Origin of the sequence: Streptomyces sp. NPDC048255 (assembly GCF_040652415.1) — a bacterium.
GTDB lineage: Bacteria > Actinomycetota > Actinomycetes > Streptomycetales > Streptomycetaceae > Streptomyces.
In genome coordinates this window covers 1-15064 of sequence record NZ_JBEZMA010000078.1, presented here as the reverse complement: position 1 = coordinate 15064, position 15064 = coordinate 1, and the positions used below count along the sequence as shown (strand labels likewise).

Here is a 15064-nt window from a genome sequence, read left to right as displayed (position 1 = left end):
GAGGTACACCGGGTTGTGGCGCGCCTGCCTCAACCCCGTCCGGTGGGCGCGCCCTCGGTCTGTTCGCTGGAGAAGGCGTAGTCGGAGGCCTCGCCATAAGCACCCTGGAACGACAGCCCGAAGGCATTCGAACTACCAGTGGTGCGCCCCAGCGTGAACTCCGGAGAGAACCCGAACATCGCATTCTTCATCGTCGTAGGCCCGCCATCAGGCCCTCTGAGAGGCTCAAATTCGAGCTCGGTCTTCCCGTCGACACTGAGTCGGGGCCTCTCTCCGTCGGACAGCGAGACGCTCGCCCGCTCCACCCCCAGATTCTCGCCATAGAACTGCGAAAGTTCGCCGAAGGCACCACCCTCGCTCCCGGACACGATGCGTGCCACAGCGTCCGTTTGCTCGTCGGTGGCCCCTTCGTCGATGACCAGGCCGACCTTCCAGTTGCCGGAGGTCAGGTTGGAGGGGAAATGGTTGTAGAGGACGAAATCCACACCAGACAGGTTCACATCGTCCAAGCGCCCTTCCTCCACATGAAAGACGACGCACCCAAGGCATTCCTCGCGCCCCTGCGGGTCGTGCGGCTTCGCATCGACAGCACAGCCGCACACCACCGCACACGAGCAACCAGCCAAGTAGTTGCCGGAAATACTCCACGTCATGACTGCTCCCGATTGCTTGATGATTGCCGTCGTCCGACGGCTCGGGCGACGCCGGCATCGAGAGCGGGTGGGTGGGGAGCGTGCGGCCGGCGGAGCGAACACGCCGGAAATCGGAGACGCGTGTCTGCCTCCGGCAACGGCGGTACGAGACACCCCGCCGTTCTTCCGTGCGACGCAAATCTCCATGGTCGACCGACTCCACGGGCGGAGGTCCAGCCCCGGGAGGTTCCTCTCCTTCCAGGCTAGGCGTACCAGCCGAGGGTGTACAGATCACTGCCGGACCTCGATCGGCGCCAGGCCGGGCGGCTGCGCCCGCGGGTAGCCCAGCTTTTGCCCACATGGCAGCCGGGGGGAGAATTGACGTGACGACCCGTGCCACCGAGCGCCTGCTCTGACGTCCGACAGGGACCTCGCCGACCAGGTGATCCCTACGCGTGCGGGCCATCAGGAGGCGACGAGATGCCTGAGACGACACAAGCTGTTCCGAGATGGCACGCGGCCGGCGACTGGTTCGATACGTGCAGCTGCAATGTCCCCTGCCCCTGCTCATTCGCCCAGCTCCCCACCAACGGCGAATGCGACGGTGTCCTCGCCTGGCACATACGCGAAGGTAACTACGGTGAGGTAAGGCTGGACGGCCTCAATGTCCTGATGCTCGGCTCCTTCGTCGGCAATGTGTGGGCCGAGCACACCGATACGTACGCGGCGGTATTCCTTGACGAACGCGCCGATGACGCGCAGCGCGGAGCTCTGCAGATGATCTTCAGCGGCCAGGCCGGCAGCTGGCCTGCCGAGATGGTGAGCATGATGGACGCCGAGATGCGGGGCATGGACTTCGCCCCCATCGAGATCGAGGTCGACCAAGACCTCGGCGGATGGCGGGCCACGATCCCCGACCGGGTCGAGGCGAGCGCGCAGGCGCTCACCGGACCGACGACACCGGAAGGCGCCCGGGTCCAGTCGACCAACCTGCCGGGCTGCGAGACCGGTCCGGGACAGGTCGCGACCTGGGGCCGCTCCACGGCGGACCGCGTCGACGCCTTCGGCTTCCACTGGAGCCGCGAAGGCCAGTCCAGCAAGCAGATCACCTTCGACTGGACGGGCCCCGACTCATAAGCATCGGGCAGCGGCCCCGGGACAGGTCGGCAACGATGCTGCGGGAGCTCCTCGGACGGTCGCGCCCGACCGTGGACGGAGCGCGATGCTGGGGGCGATAGGGAGGCGGGGCTGCCCTGCAGGTTCGATATGAGCGTGGATGATGCGTTGTGGAGCAGGCTGTCGCCCGAGGCGCGAGTAGAGGTAGACGCGCTGATCACCGCTGGCCGCACCCTGCAGGCCATCAAGGTGATGCGTGAACACATCCGTCCGCCATGGCCGGCCCTCTGGGACTGCGTTGAGGCGCTGCAGGAGCGTGCGGATGTCCTGGAGGTATCAGGGCCGATCAGGAGCCGCGCCAGTTCGGAGTGATTTCGCGGCTGAGGCGACGGCTCATCAAGTCGATCATTGCCAACTTGATCACGGCTTCAGAGCGGTGCGGGTGAGTTTCGTAGTCGCGGGCGAGGCGTCGGTGGTGCATGAGCCAGCCGAAGGTCCGCTCAACCACACAGCGGCGCGGGATGACCTTGCAGCCATTCTCTGCATATCCTGCGCCTGGCCGACGAGCCCGGCTACCGCAGGCAGAAAGGGTGCAGGCCAACCTCCAGGAAGGCCGCCACGCTCGCCCGGGAGAGCGGGCAGACGAGCAGATCAGCGCAGGCCGGCGAAGAGGTCGTTCTCGGGTACGGCCGCGCCGGTGGCGTCCTTGACACGTACGAAAGTCTCCATGCCCATCAACTCGCCGAACCTCTCCTTGCCCATCTTGAGGAAGAAGATGTTCTCGCCCTGACTGGCGTGCGCGGCCAGCGCATCGAACTTCTGACCGCTGAACGCGGTGGTGTCCACCCACGTGGTGATCTCATCGTCGGGGAGGCCGATCTCGGCCATCGCGGCGGCCTCGGCGGGATCCGGCTCCGGCATGTCCTCATGAAACTCGCGCATGATCTCCCCGAACCGCTGCATCCCCGAGCGGGGCATCGTCGTCCAGTACACCTTCGGTGTCAGCGCGGTCATCTCCAGCGCCGCCATCGTGATGCGGTGGGCCTGGATATGGTCGGGATGGCCGTAGAAGCCGTTCTCGTCGTAGGTGACGACCACATCGGGTCGGTAGTGCCGCATGAGTTCCGCAACTCGGGCGGCGCCTTCCTCGAGGGGGGTCTGCCAGAAGGATCCGGGGGCGTCGTTGCTCGGCCAGCCCATCATCCCGGAGTCGGCGTAGTCCAGCATCTCCAGATTGCTGACCTTCAGGACGTCACAGCTCGCCTCGAGTTCTTGACGGCGCATCAAGGCGACGGTCGCCGGATCGTGCCCGGGATCGCCCGGCTTGACACCCCCCGGTCCGTCACCGCAACGGCCGTCGGTACACGTCACGAGAACCGTGCGGATGCCTTCCGCCGCGTACCGCGCAAGGACCCCTCCGGTTCCGGTGGCCTCGTCGTCGGGGTGGGCGTGCACTGCCATGAGCGTCAAGGGCCGGTCAGTCATGAAACAGTCCTCCAGCAGAAATACTTATTGGTCCGAATGCTCGGCGGGCGTACCACGATCCTGAGGGCTCGGGTCCTGGTGGGGCGGACGACCTTGTGGTCTCCGTGTTCCCCACCCGCGTGGCGCCGGTCCCTCGATTCGTTGTAACCGCGCCGACCGGACCAGCTGTTCCCGGCGCGGCCGCTTGGCCTTCCAGGCAGCCTCGGTCCTGGCCCGCCCGGCTGGCTCTTTGTGCGGGGCGGCGTGCTCGTGACCGCGATCAGACGGCACCGCCCCAGCCGGGTTCAGTAGCCCGTCGATCGCCCAGGGAAGGGCCGGAAAGCGCTGTGTCGACTGAGCTGCTTATGGGGAGATACGAGCGGTCCAGCAACTGAGCGTAGTCAGGGAGTCACGTGGGGTGGAAAAGTGCGTTCGATGAGCCGGCGCTGGGGGAACTGCGGGAGGCACGCAAGCAGCTGGAGCGCTTGGACGACCCGACCGTGGGTCTGCCCGCGCTGCACGGCGAACTCTCGCAGGCCCGCATGAAGATCCAGGAAGTCGTACAGAACGGTGTCACCGGGCTGCGCGAAGAGAACGGGGAGCTGCGCCGCCGCCAGGACAAGATGATCTCTGACCTGCAGGAAAGCCGGGAGGAATCGCGGGAGGAGATACAGCAGTTGCGCGAGCTCGCCGATCTCCTTCGCGGCTTCGCCATAGCCCCGGCTGCCGCCCCGCAGCAGCCAGACCCACCACAGACCGGCACGGTCGAGGCCCGCCAGAACGGCGACGAGGACATCACCGAACCGCCCGAGTGGCAGACCGTGCGCGAACGTGAGGACCAGGGGGAGAACATGGAGCACACCGAGGCCCAGGATCCGCAGAAGGCGACCGGGAGCGAGGCGGAGGAGGACGGTCTGAAGCGCGCCATCGAGGCCGCCTACCGTGGTGCGGCCGCCGGGGACGCCGCACCTGCGCCCGCCGCCTCCGGGCAGATGCCCGGATCGCCGCCCGAGGACCCGAAGGTCGCCCACGGCGTCCTGCTGCTGAAGGCCGCCGGCGTCGCCTCTGCCGAACTCGTCCTGCACCGCGACACCTGGGAGTTCCTCTCCGCTCTGGCCGTCGATCACGGCCACTTCCGTACCCCGCCCGCCGTGGAGGACGTCAAGGCGGGCCGCGTCCAGGCCGCCCTCTCGGGGCGCTCGCTCATCGCCGTGCTGATCGAGCTCTGGAACACCCGGACCACCGCCACCGTCCTGGAAGCCGACTGGGCGCTGGCCACCACCGCCTACAACCGGATCGCGGCCGAACTCGCCGGCGCCACCGGCTCCGGGGAGACCATCCGCATCACCCTGGACGACGGACTCGGACCCACCGGTATCGCCGAGGGCTGACGCCCTGCGGGAAGGCCCGCGCTGACGGGCCTTCCCGCAGCCGCCGTTCGATCTCCTCCGGCCTCCTTCTCCCCGGCCTGCTGGGTGGCTCTGGCAGATCCCGAGGCTGCTCTGCGTACCCGGTTGGCCCGCCGTACGTTGGGAACCAGGCGGCTGTTGGGAGTGGCCTGAGCCTTGCCGTTTCACTCGGTGTGAGACCGGTGGCTGGGGCCGGGAACGCGAAATTGCCTTCTGAGCTGGGACGATGAACCTTGTCGAGGGGTTCTGTCGGTCCAAGTGGTAGGCGCTTTCATCGTGCACCAGGCCCACCCGGCGGTCGGGCCGGTTCAGGCGGGCAGGGCGGGCGGCCAGTCCGGGGCGGGGTCCTCGGCGAGCAGGGGGCGCAGGGCGCCGACCGCCGCGCCGATGCAGGTGTCCCGCAGCTCGGTGCGGGTGCAGGTCTCGCGCGTGAGCCAGTCCACGCACAGCACCTGGACGAATACGAGCCAGGCCTTCAGTGCCGCGGAGACCGCGGCGTGCGTGCGTGCGTCGGCGAGCGGGAGCACGCCGAGCAGGCGTGAGCGCAGGGCGTCGAGTTCGTCCGTCATGATCGTCTGGATGACAGGGTCGCCCGCCAGTACCCGGTTCGCGGCCAGGACGGCGTGGCGGTTGGGGATGAAGTAGTCGAGGTGGGCGTCCAGGCCCTGGGTGAGCTGCTCGACGAGCGTGGCGCCGGGGTCGAACGTGGTCGCCTCCAGCAGCCGGTCGCTCGCCTGCTGGTAGACCGCCGCGAACAGGGCGTGCTTGCTAGGGAAGTGCTGGTAGAGCAGGGCGCGGGACACACCGGCCTGCCGGGCGACGTCCTCCATCAGCACGTCGTCGTACGGCGCGGCGGAGAAAAGCCGGGTGCCGACGGCGAGCAGCTGGGCACGGCGGTCGGCAGGGGTCAAACGTCGGCGGGGCGGCATGCACCCAGATTACTTGACATGCGTCTACCAGGGAGGGCTACCCTGAAGTTAAGTAGACACACGTCAACTAAGGGGGATGGAGTCATGGCCAAGGCACTCCGGGTGTTCGCATGGGTGATGGGCCTCGCCTGCACGGCGATCGGGCTGTTCCACGTGATCGGCGGCAATGCCGCGATTCCGGGCGAGGCCGACGCCGGAGCCACTCTGGACAGCCTGGGCCGGTTCCTCGGCGCGATCTTCGCCGGTTACGGGCTGGCCTGGCTGTGGGCGGCCCGGCAGGACCCCGTCCCGGCGAAGGTGGTGCGGTGGCTCGCGGCGGTGTTCCTGCTGGGCGCCGTCGGGCGGTTGCTGTCCCTGGCGGTGCACGGGTGGCCGCACTGGTTCCAGGTGGCGCTGACCGTGATCGAACTGGCCTTCCCGCCAGTCTGGTTCTGGCTGGCGGATGCCGACGAGCGGGCGTCCCGGGAGCGGCGGCCCGCGGGTGCGCCGACCGTCAGGCCGTCCCTTCCGGATACTGCCTGACCCGCGGCGCCGGGCACCGCACCCCGCCCCGTTGTGGAGGCACCCCGGTGCGGCTACTCCCCGCGGAGCAGCCGCACCACCTCCCGCTGTGGGACGACCGTGGCGCCACCGCAGCCGCATTCTGGCTGTCGCACACCGGGGCCGCGCACCCACACCGCCCACCGGGTCCCACGCCGAAGCCCTTACCGACGATCCAGGAGATGTCATGCTCGCATCAGCACATGAGTCCCACGCGGCCTCGCTCCGGGGCGCGGCCCCGCGCCCGCGCGGCGCCGTTGCGCTGCTCACCATCTCGCTCTCCTACGCCGCACTCACCGCCGCGTACGTCGTCACCAACCGCGCCACCCCGCAGCCCGACGCCTCCGGCCGCGACATCCTGAGCCAGTACGTACGCGACCACGGCACAGCGATCGACCTGGGCGCCTTCCTGCTGCTCGTCGCCGCCGTTCTCCTGGTGCCCGTGGCCGCCACCCTGGCCCGGCTGGTGCGGCGGGGGCAGGGACAGGGCCAGGGCGCCGCGGCGGCGACAGTCCTCGCCGGCGGACTGCTGGCCAGTGGCGCACTGGCCTCCAGCGCCGCGCTCACCTGGACCCTCGGCCGTCTTCCGGAAGACGCACCCGCAGCCCTGGCCCGTGTCCTGGCAGACCTGTCCTTCCTCTCCGGCGGTGTCGGATACGCCGTGTCCTTCGCTCTCCTGGCGGCAGGCACCTGCCTGGCAGCCCGCGAGAGCGAGCTCCTGCCGCGCGCCTGCGCCACCACCGGGCTGGTCATCGCCGCCGCCGGACTGGCCGCCACCCTCACGCTCCTCGCCCTCGACTTCGGCTACCTGCTGCCCGTCGTCCGCTTCGGTGGCACGGCATGGCTGCTGTGGGCCGCGTTCGCGCTGTTCCGCTCGCGCCCGACCGCACCGGGGGTGAACGCATGACCGCCGGCGAGCACATGTCCGCGGACGAACGCGTCACCGCCACCTCGCCCGTACGATCGCGCTCGGCCTGGCAGATCCCCGTCGGCGGGGCCCTTCTCCTGCTCGCGTCCGCCGCCTTCCACACGGTCGTCCTCCTGCTCGCCGGCGACCCGTGGGACGGCCCCGTCTCCTGGCGGAAGCCGATCACCTTCGGGCTGTCCTTCGGTATCAGCGTGCTGACCGTCACCTGGATCTGCCGGCTCCTCCCGCTCGCCGCGCGCACCCGCACGCTCCTCCCGGGAGCGTTCACCGCGGCGTCCCTGCTGGAGACCGGTCTGATCACCCTGCAGGCATGGCGCGGTGTCCCCTCGCACTTCAACACCGAGACCACCTTCGACACCTTCGTCACGCGCGCCCTCGCGGCCGGCGGCGTCACCCTCATCGCGGTCGTCGTCGCACTCACCGTCGCCGCATTGCGCCCCCACCCGACAGCCACCCCCAGCATGCGGCTCGCGCTCCGCGCCGGACTGGTGGCGCTCACCGGCTCCATGGCGACCGGAGCGGTGATGATCGCCTACGGGCTGACACTGGAGGGCGCGGGCCGCGCGGCCGAGGCCTACCAGTCGGCGGGCTTCCTGCGCCCCGCCCATGCCGTCACCATGCATGCCGTCCTGCTGCTGCCCTCCCTGGCCTGGCTTCTGAGCCGTACCCGACGGCCGGAGGCGGAACGGCTTCGCCTGATCCGCCTCACCGTCGCCGCGTACGGTGCCGTCGTCGTGCTGGTCACCGCCGCGGCCGCGGTCGGCCTCACCTTCGCCTCCCCGGCCACCACAGCCGTGGTGAGCGCGGGCGTCACGGTGGCCCCCGCGTTGGCGTTCCTGGCGTTCGGCGTATCGCCGGGCGTACATGAGAACGGCGGTTCCACCAGGCCCGGCAACCGGGAACCCACCCATGGCTCGCACCGCGCCGCCCTCGCCGGCGGCCTGGACGACGACGACCGGAGGCATGACACATGACGCAGACCGCGAGTAGGAGGCACCCCGGGACCGTCGCAAGCGCGAGCGCGGGCAGCGCGGCGGCAGAGGGCGCTGCCCCTGGTCCGGCGGCCCGCCCGACACCCCACCCCCGAACATCGCCCGCCGCGGGAAGGGTTCGGCGCCTGCCCCAGCGATGGCGCAAGGCGATCCTCACCCTCCACGTGACGGTGGCGGTGGGCTGGGTGGGAATCGAGATCGCCCAGCTCCTCCTCGGGCTGGTCGGCCTCACCACCGGCGACGCCGGAGTCGTCCGCGCGACCCGCGTCGCCATGGAGATCATCGGGATCGAACTGATCGCCGGTATCGCCTGGATGACCTTGCTGACCGGCCTGCTCCTCTCGGCGGCGACGAAGTGGGGCCTGTTGAAGCACTACTGGATCGTGACCAAGCTCGTCATCACCGTCGCCCTGATGCTGAACGGCCACTTCTTCCTCCAGCACTGGCTGCGCGAACAGGCAGAGGTGGGCAAGGCCCCTGAATCCCTCAGCCTGCAGCTGGTGATCGTCATGAGCATCGGCCTGGGGCTGCTGGTCACGGCGACGGCACTGTCGATCTACAAGCCCTGGGGCAAGACCCGCCGCGGCCGCCGCCGCCCCGCGGCCAAGAGCACACGCCCCTGACATGCCCGCGTAGGAGCGCCACCAACTCATCCGCCGCGGCGGCCATCCGGATACGGGGCGCCGTAGGTGCCGGAGCTGTCGGTGAGCAGCCGGTTCAGGTACTCCCTGCTCACCCTGATCTCGCCCATCACCCGTGCTCCTTCCCGCCCGGGCCGGCCGCTCCGGCCCTCGCCTCCGACGCTACGGAGGAGCACTGACAGGCTGATCCCGGCGGGGGTACCGGCGCGCCTCGGATCCCGCCTCGCACTGCCCGCACTCCCCCGAGCAGCCCCGTACCGGCCTGCAGAAGGAACCTCAGCCCGCAGCTGCGCAGCGCGGCGGTACGCCCCGCCGCCCGCAGGCGGCCGGTATCGCTGCTCCTCCGGGGCGCCGCTGGACAGGGCCGTGCCGAGGGCCGGCGGGCGGCGATGGCTACGTGGTGGGGAGGAGGACGGCGAGGAGGACGGCGAATTCCTCGGGGTCGAGGATGCGGATGCCCAGTTCTTCGGCCTTGGCACGCTTGGAGCCGGCCTTCTCGCCCGCCACCACGAGGGTGGTGCGCTTGGACACCGAGGACGATGCCTTTCCGCCGGCCCGTTCGATCAGCTCGTTCATCTCGTTCCGGGACAACACCGCAAGGGGGCCGGTCATGGAGCCGGTTACCACGACGGTCTGCCCGGCCAGCGGGCCGTCCGCCGAGTCCTCCCTGTCGGTCGCGTCGTTCGCGTCGGTCGCCGGCTTCTGCGGCTCGGTGACCTGCGTGCCGACCTGCTGGGCCTGGAGTTTGTCGAGGAGCGGGGCGAGTTCGACGAGTTCGGCCGCAATGACGCGGGCCTTCTCGGTGCCGATGCCGTCGACCCCGGCCAGCGTGTCCGCGTCGGCGGCCCGGATCGCGGCCATCGAGCCGAAGTGCGCGGCGATCCGGCGGGACATCGTGCGCCCGGTGCCGCGGACGCCGAGGGCGCAGAACACGCGGCTCAATGCGGCCCCGCGGGCGGTCTCGATCGCGGCCAGGAGGTTGGCGGCGCTGGTCTCACCCATCCGCTCCAGACCGAGGAGCTGCTCGCGGGTCAGCGTGAACAGGTCCGCGATGTCCTTGACCAGACCGGCCTCCACCAGCTGGATCGCGCGCGTGCCGCCGAGACCTTCGATGTCGAGCTGGTCCCGGCCGGCCGCGTAGATCACCGAGGCCACGGCCTGACAGCTCCGGCCGCGCACGCACCGCCACCGCTGCTCGGCGGTGTCGATCGCATCGCCACAGCGGGGGCACGCCTCGGGGAAGACGATCGGGCTCTCGGCGCCGGTGCGCTGGTCGACCAGCGGTGCCTCGACCCGGGGGATCACGTCGCCGGCCCGGTACACGAACACCTGGTCGCCGATCATGAGCCCGCGACGGGTGATGTCGGACGGATTGTGAAGCGTGGCGTAGGTGACCGTCACCCCGTCGATGACCACGGGTTCCAGGACAGCGCGCGGGGCGATGATCCCGGTCCGGCCGACGTTCCACTCCACCGCCAGCAGGCGCGTCACCTTGTGTTCGGCCGCCAGTTTCCGGGCCACCGCCCACCTCGGGGCGCGCGAGCCGTTGCCGGCCTGCCGCTGGTCCTCGGCCGCGTCGGCCTTGACGACGACACCGTCGATCCCGAACGGCAGGTCTCCGCGCAAGCCGGCGATCACGTCGATGCGTTCCTGCACCTGCTCCACGGTCTCGCATCGCGTCGGGGCGGCGGCCGTGCTGGCGGCCGTGTTCGCGCCGAGCGCGGCCAGGTTCTCCAGCAGAGCGACGTGGCCGAGGTCGTCCAGACCGATCGCGCTGTAGGCGAAGAAGGTCAACTCGACCCGGTAGGGGCGGTCCTTGGCCCGCAGGGTGCCGGCCGCTCCGCTGCGCGGGTGCGCGAAGGGCGTGGCCTCGTGGGCGAGCCGGATCCGGTTGGCCTCCTCGAACTGCGCGGTCGTCAGCAGCACCTCGCCCCGCAACTCGACGTCGATCGGCTCGGTGAGTACCGGCGGCAGACCGAGGACGGCGTCGGCGGCATGGGTGATGTCCTCGCCGGCCAAGCCGTCGCCGCGGGTGAGGACCTGAACGAGCCGGCCACCCCGGTACCGGGCGGCCACCGCGAGGCCGTCGAGCTTCGGCTCCACACACCACCCGGCCACAGGGTGGCCGAGACGCCGTTCCAGCCCTGCGGCCCACTCGGCGAGCTCGTCAGCGTCGAAGACGTTGTCGAGGGAGAGCATCGGCACCGAGTGCGGCACGTCGCCCTGCACGGCCCCGCCCGCCACCTTCCCGGTCGGTGACTCGGCAAGCACCTCGTCCGGGTGGGCTTCCTCGTAGGCCGCGATGGCGCGCAGCAGCCCGTCGTATTCGTCGTCACCGAGCGGGGTGGTCCCGTCGCCGTAGTACGCGGCCGACGCCGCCACGGCGGTGGTCACGGCCTCCACGTAGGCGGCCGGAGAGAGCAGGGCACTGTTTTCGGTCATGAAGGTCATCATCCTGCCCCGCACTGACAACGCCGCCGCCCGAACCCTCGCCTTGCCGCGGCACGCAACCGAGCCGCCCTGCGGCACAGGGCGGGAACGGCAACGGCCTGCTGATCAGCACCGCCCTCGCGGCCGATCGCCCGGACCGAAACCGGCTCCCGGCGGGTCGCACCGTCTCACATCGTGACCTGCGGAGATGCCGCCCGTTCGGACGGTTGTACGGTTCCTACCAGCTGGCCATGAAGGGGTATTGTCGTCCGGCCACGGACGGCAATCGGACCGTCCGTTCGACCCAGGAGAACCGACATGACTGATCTGAACTCGCTGCGGGCAAGCCTTGCGTCAGGTGAGCACGAGTTCGCCGACACCTTGGCCTTCGTCGCCGCGCACTACGAGTATCAGCCGCAGGCGTTCCGCAACGGGGAACTGGAAAATGCCGCAGGTGAGAACGAGGGCTCCTGCAAGACGCTGGGACTGGCTCTGCTGGAAGGGCTGAGCGACGAAGAGGCGCTGCTGGCATTCGGTGAGCACTATCGCAGTGTGCTGGCGACGCCCAACGACACTGATCACGGCAACATTCGCAACCTCATGGCCCATGGCCTGGCAGGGGTGAGCTTCGCCGGGCAACCGTTGACCCGCAAGAGCTGAACAGCGAAATCCGCGGAGCAGACACGGCAGCTACTCGCCGAGGGCGTGCCCGCGTGCATCCACTGCCGACCGGGCACAGCCTCGGGCGTGCTGGAGTGACCCGGTACCGGCAGGGTGGCGGATGAGCCCTGACCTGCGCGTGGCCATCCACTCGCCCGACGGTCGAATTTCCGGCGGCCCGCCACCCGCCATGACGTCGGACGAGTCCTCGCCACTGGCGAGGCATACACCCGACCCGCACACCAGAGCTTCGGCATCAAACCACGCCGCAGCAGTGGATCCTCCACCCGAACTCACCCTCACGAACCCGACGACCACACGACGCGCGGGCCGCGGCGGCTGTGATGGTGACGGAACTCGCGCGCGACTTCCACGAAACCGACGTCGAGGTGAGCTGGGATCCACCCCGGGAGCCCTGGTCATGGACCGCCCAAGTCACCCTCGCCGCCGAAAACGAACCTCCTTCGCCGGACACCGAAGGCTGAACGGCAAGTTCAGGCACCAGCTCTACCTCTGACGTTCGACACCCACAGGTGGTCCACGACCACGCATGTCTCCTGGCGGTCAGGCCGTCACGAGTTCCTCGGCAACGAACCGTTCCACGAACTCCTGGGCACGCCGGTCGAGATCGGCGTACTGCGCCTCTCGCTCCGCGCCCGCGACCGCTTCGCCGATCAGGAGGTTGCCTTCGGCGTCGACGCGCTGCGGGCGCTCCTCCGCGTCGGTGAGCAGGCCGACGGCGGAATGGGAGAAGCCGCAGTAGTAGGCGATGCCTTCGCTCAGATTGGTTTCGAGGACGGTTTGCATCCCCTCCACGATGGGATCGTCGGCAGTGGCGCCGGCCAGGCCCAGCCACAGCATGCGCTTGCCGGCGAGGCGGGGCTTGCTGCGGCCGTAGGCGAACCCGTAGTTCCATACGCGGTCGATCCAGCCCTTGAGGACCGCGGGAACGCTCTGCCAGTACACCGGGAAGACGGCGACGATGACATCGGCGTCGAGAATGCGCTGCATATGGGCGTGCACTTCGTCCGAATACGGCTTTTCCCTGTTGCCCCAGTCCGGCTGGTCCGACATGTTCATCCGGGGGTCGAACCCCTCGGCGTGCAGGTCGAGCACGTCGATGCGGTACCCGGCGGCTTCGAGCCGGGCGGCAGCACGGCGGGCCGTGTGCGCGGTGAGGGAATCGGTGCGGTGGTGTGCAACGACCACGAGGGCTGTCCTGGCATCGCTGGCGTGCTGCGTCACGGTGTCTCCTGGCTGGTCTCGGTTCGATTCGATGAATCCAGTACAGCTGCGGTGACGTGGATGATCCATGGGAGAAACGCTCCGGAACATAGGAGATCGTCTACGATGCCCTCCGTGGATCCTTTGAGTTCATTACTGAGTGGCATCCGGGCCGAGGGCTCGGTGGTCAGCCACGCCGTACTGACGGCGGCCTGGACCATCCGCTTCGCCGACGACGCACCGCTCACCATGATCAGCGTGCTGCGCGGCGGGGGCACCCTGGTGCTGCCCGACGGCACCGAGCGAGCGGTCGGCATGGGCGATACGGCCATCGTGAGCGGCTCCGCACCGTTCCATCTCGCGGACCATCCCAGCACTGTCCACAGCCCCCATGCCGCGTACGAGATCGCCTGCTTCACCCCGGATGCCGAGTGCACCGCCCAGGAACTCGGCGGTATCCACTGGGGCACCGACTCGGAGGAGGCGACGGCGCTGATCGTGGGCGCCTACCGCGCCTCGGGCCACCGCCACGAGCGGCTTTTGCGTGCCCTGCCGCCCGTCTTGGTGATCAAGGAGGACGTCGAGGTCTGTGCCTGGCTGGAGACGGCCGCCGTCGATGCCGCCCAACTCTCGGCCGGTTCACAGGCGCTGATGGACCGGCTCCTCGACTGGGCCCTGGTGTGCACGTTGCGCAGCTGGTTCGACCAGGCCGGCGCCGACGCGCCCAGCTGGTATCGGGGCCTCGCCGACCCAGTCCTCGCCCCCGCCCTGCAGGCCTTCCACGACCGGCCCGCCGAGGCTTGGACGGTGGCGTCGCTGGCCACTCGAGCCGGCGTCTCCCGCGCGCTGTTCGCCAAACGCTTCACCAAGCTGATGGGCCGCCCGCCCCTCGCCTACCTCACCGAATGCCGCATGGCCGAGGCCGAGACGCTCCTGACCGACACCGACCTCAGCATCGCCCAGATCGGAAGGTCGGTCGGCTATGCCGACGCCTTCGGCTTCAGTGCCGCGTTCAAACGCCACAAGGGCCTGAGCCCCAACACGTTTCGCACCGCGGCGGCCTGAGTCCCGGTCCGGCGAAGCAACCTGCCGCGGCGATGGCATGGCCGCCAGGACGGGACCGGCGGTGCGGGTGGCGAGATGTCCAGGGGTGAAGGGTTCCTGTGCAGGTCAGGCGCATGCTCGGTGGTGCAGGCAAATTCGGCAAGTAGCAGGGGGTGTTGGTGCGAAGCGCCGTCTGGGAGAGCTGGTCGAGTACGCCGCCCCCGCGCAGTTCCCCGCGCCCCTGACGAACCTCTGCCCCTTGCCGTGCGTTTCCGGCTCTCAGTTGAAGATGTCCAGGAGGTCCAGCCAGGAGCCGTCGTCGGCGCCGGGGCGGGGCCGCATCGGGAGCGGATCCGGGTAGGTCTCCGCGACGGCCCTCGCGCGGACCATGTCCGGCCCGCCGCACGCCGCGACCGCGAAGGCGCCGAAGACTTTGGCGAACGCGGCCGGGTCGCGGAACTCCACGCCGAACGCACGGCCGTCTTGCAGCGGCACCCACACCACCCGGTCGAACCGTGTCCATTCCAGCACGGGCTGGTCGTCCGCGGTCGACCGCCCCTCCAGCCACAGCCGCGCCACGTGCAGCAGGTTCACCTTCTCCATCGGCAGCCGCTTGCGCCGCACCCGCAGTTCACGTGCCGTCAGCTCGACCCGCTGGTCCTTCTTCGGGTACCAGACGACGCCGATCCCGAACGGCACCCACAACAGGATCCCGATCATCGGCCAGACCAGAGCGTCGCCCCACGACCGGAGCAGCCCGCCGTCCAGCAGGTACAGGGCTCCGAAGACCAGAACCCACTTCGCCGTCATCCGCCAGAACCCGGTGCCCTGCCGGTACAGGACCCGCCGCTTTTCCGTCATCGCCATGCCCGAACGCTATCCGCCGCCCCGCAGCTCACCGTAGGCGCCCTTCGGCACCGCCGATTCACCTCGCCCCTAGGTCGTGTCGTCAAAGTGCCATCTGGCTGGTGGGGTCCGGCACGCACGCTCGCCGCGTTGTCGTCGGTCGCCGATGCTCCGCATCGACTCCCTCCTCCGCCTTGCGATCGCACGCA

Annotated in this window: 15 protein-coding genes and 1 pseudogene; 9 read left to right on the top strand and 7 right to left on the bottom strand. The window is 69.6% G+C overall.

Annotated elements, in window-relative coordinates; translation table 11 throughout:
• Nucleotides 1-29: 29 nt before the first annotated feature.
• Nucleotides 30-653, bottom strand: a complete 624-nt coding sequence (locus tag AB0D94_RS34300) for a DUF1326 domain-containing protein (protein ID WP_362060524.1) — start codon at nt 651-653, stop codon at nt 30-32.
• A gap of 459 nt (nt 654-1112) precedes the next feature.
• Between AB0D94_RS34300 and AB0D94_RS34295 the strand changes: the two genes are divergently transcribed.
• Together AB0D94_RS34295 and AB0D94_RS34290 are read left to right on the top strand one after the other, a co-directional pair.
• Nucleotides 1113-1769, top strand: a complete 657-nt coding sequence (locus tag AB0D94_RS34295) for a DUF1326 domain-containing protein (RefSeq protein ID WP_362060521.1) — start codon at nt 1113-1115, stop codon at nt 1767-1769.
• 129 nt (nt 1770-1898) lie between these two features.
• Complete coding sequence (locus tag AB0D94_RS34290) at nt 1899-2120, top strand: hypothetical protein (RefSeq protein WP_362060566.1); 222 nt, start codon at nt 1899-1901, stop codon at nt 2118-2120.
• Here AB0D94_RS34290 and AB0D94_RS34285 read toward each other — a convergent pair.
• Together AB0D94_RS34285 and AB0D94_RS34280 are read right to left on the bottom strand one after the other, a co-directional pair.
• Nucleotides 2095-2292, bottom strand: a pseudogene (locus AB0D94_RS34285) (transposase); the annotation flags it as partial. The gene AB0D94_RS34290 and the pseudogene AB0D94_RS34285 sit on opposite strands and share 26 nt — an antisense overlap.
• Before the next feature lie 107 nt (nt 2293-2399).
• Complete coding sequence (locus AB0D94_RS34280; RefSeq protein ID WP_362060518.1) at nt 2400-3233, bottom strand: PIG-L family deacetylase; 834 nt, start codon at nt 3231-3233, stop codon at nt 2400-2402.
• A 392-nt stretch (nt 3234-3625) separates the two neighbouring features.
• Here AB0D94_RS34280 and AB0D94_RS34275 point away from each other — a divergent pair, with 392 nt between their 5' ends.
• On the top strand, nt 3626-4603 hold the full coding sequence (locus AB0D94_RS34275; RefSeq protein WP_362060515.1) for a hypothetical protein: 978 nt from the start codon (nt 3626-3628) through the stop codon (nt 4601-4603).
• 326 nt (nt 4604-4929) lie between these two features.
• On the opposite strand, the gene AB0D94_RS34270 is transcribed toward AB0D94_RS34275, so the two are convergent.
• Nucleotides 4930-5550, bottom strand: a complete 621-nt coding sequence (locus AB0D94_RS34270) for a TetR/AcrR family transcriptional regulator (RefSeq protein ID WP_362060512.1) — start codon at nt 5548-5550, stop codon at nt 4930-4932.
• An 84-nt stretch (nt 5551-5634) separates the two neighbouring features.
• Between AB0D94_RS34270 and AB0D94_RS34265 the strand changes: the two genes are divergently transcribed.
• From AB0D94_RS34265 to AB0D94_RS34250, 4 genes are all read left to right on the top strand, one after another.
• Entirely contained in the window at nt 5635-6072 is a 438-nt protein-coding gene (locus tag AB0D94_RS34265; RefSeq protein WP_362060509.1) for a DUF4345 domain-containing protein, read from the top strand.
• Nucleotides 6073-6277: 205 nt separating this feature from the next.
• Nucleotides 6278-6997: a DUF4386 domain-containing protein gene (locus AB0D94_RS34260; protein WP_362060506.1), complete on the top strand. Its 720-nt coding sequence runs from the start codon at nt 6278-6280 to the stop codon at nt 6995-6997.
• A complete protein-coding gene (locus AB0D94_RS34255; protein WP_362060503.1) occupies nt 6994-7992 on the top strand; it encodes a hypothetical protein in 999 nt (332 codons plus the stop codon). The genes AB0D94_RS34260 and AB0D94_RS34255 overlap by 4 nt, the downstream gene beginning before the upstream one ends.
• 182 nt (nt 7993-8174) lie before the next feature.
• Nucleotides 8175-8633, top strand: a complete 459-nt coding sequence (locus AB0D94_RS34250; RefSeq protein ID WP_362060500.1) for a hypothetical protein — start codon at nt 8175-8177, stop codon at nt 8631-8633.
• Nucleotides 8634-9044: 411 nt separating this feature from the next.
• Here the strand turns inward: AB0D94_RS34250 and ligA are convergent, their stop codons facing one another.
• Entirely contained in the window at nt 9045-11093 is a 2049-nt protein-coding gene (ligA, locus tag AB0D94_RS34245) for an NAD-dependent DNA ligase LigA (RefSeq protein ID WP_362060497.1), read from the bottom strand.
• 306 nt (nt 11094-11399) lie between these two features.
• Between ligA and AB0D94_RS34240 the strand changes: the two genes are divergently transcribed.
• Nucleotides 11400-11741 carry a HopJ type III effector protein gene (locus AB0D94_RS34240; RefSeq protein ID WP_362060494.1) on the top strand — a complete coding sequence of 114 codons (342 nt, stop codon included), beginning with the start codon at nt 11400-11402 and terminating at the stop codon, nt 11739-11741.
• A gap of 564 nt (nt 11742-12305) precedes the next feature.
• On the opposite strand, the gene AB0D94_RS34235 is transcribed toward AB0D94_RS34240, so the two are convergent.
• Nucleotides 12306-12986 carry an NAD(P)H oxidoreductase gene (locus AB0D94_RS34235; protein WP_362060491.1) on the bottom strand — a complete coding sequence of 227 codons (681 nt, stop codon included), beginning with the start codon at nt 12984-12986 and terminating at the stop codon, nt 12306-12308.
• Between the two features lie 105 nt (nt 12987-13091).
• On the opposite strand from AB0D94_RS34235, the gene AB0D94_RS34230 reads away from it, so the two are divergent.
• Nucleotides 13092-14030: an AraC family transcriptional regulator gene (locus tag AB0D94_RS34230; RefSeq protein WP_362060488.1), complete on the top strand. Its 939-nt coding sequence runs from the start codon at nt 13092-13094 to the stop codon at nt 14028-14030.
• 258 nt (nt 14031-14288) lie between these two features.
• Here the strand turns inward: AB0D94_RS34230 and AB0D94_RS34225 are convergent, their stop codons facing one another.
• Nucleotides 14289-14876 carry a hypothetical protein gene (locus AB0D94_RS34225; protein ID WP_362060485.1) on the bottom strand — a complete coding sequence of 196 codons (588 nt, stop codon included), beginning with the start codon at nt 14874-14876 and terminating at the stop codon, nt 14289-14291.
• Nucleotides 14877-15064: the final 188 nt, after the last annotated feature.

Bases quoted from the DNA above. Each gene is read 5' to 3' on its own strand.
- AB0D94_RS34255 (WP_362060503.1), top strand. From the start codon at position 6,994: ATGACCGCCGGCGAGCACATGTCCGCGGACGAACGCGTCACCGCCACC.
- AB0D94_RS34260 (WP_362060506.1), top strand. From the start codon at position 6,278: ATGCTCGCATCAGCACATGAGTCCCACGCGGCCTCGCTCCGGGGCGCG.
- AB0D94_RS34290 (WP_362060566.1), top strand. From the start codon at position 1,899: ATGAGCGTGGATGATGCGTTGTGGAGCAGGCTGTCGCCCGAGGCGCGA.
- AB0D94_RS34300 (WP_362060524.1), bottom strand. From the start codon at position 653: ATGACGTGGAGTATTTCCGGCAACTACTTGGCTGGTTGCTCGTGTGCG.
- AB0D94_RS34280 (WP_362060518.1), bottom strand. From the start codon at position 3,233: ATGACTGACCGGCCCTTGACGCTCATGGCAGTGCACGCCCACCCCGAC.
- AB0D94_RS34265 (WP_362060509.1), top strand. From the start codon at position 5,635: ATGGCCAAGGCACTCCGGGTGTTCGCATGGGTGATGGGCCTCGCCTGC.
- ligA (WP_362060497.1), bottom strand. From the start codon at position 11,093: ATGACCGAAAACAGTGCCCTGCTCTCTCCGGCCGCCTACGTGGAGGCC.
- AB0D94_RS34240 (WP_362060494.1), top strand. From the start codon at position 11,400: ATGACTGATCTGAACTCGCTGCGGGCAAGCCTTGCGTCAGGTGAGCAC.
- AB0D94_RS34295 (WP_362060521.1), top strand. From the start codon at position 1,113: ATGCCTGAGACGACACAAGCTGTTCCGAGATGGCACGCGGCCGGCGAC.
- AB0D94_RS34225 (WP_362060485.1), bottom strand. From the start codon at position 14,876: ATGGCGATGACGGAAAAGCGGCGGGTCCTGTACCGGCAGGGCACCGGG.
- AB0D94_RS34230 (WP_362060488.1), top strand. From the start codon at position 13,092: ATGCCCTCCGTGGATCCTTTGAGTTCATTACTGAGTGGCATCCGGGCC.
- AB0D94_RS34270 (WP_362060512.1), bottom strand. From the start codon at position 5,550: ATGCCGCCCCGCCGACGTTTGACCCCTGCCGACCGCCGTGCCCAGCTG.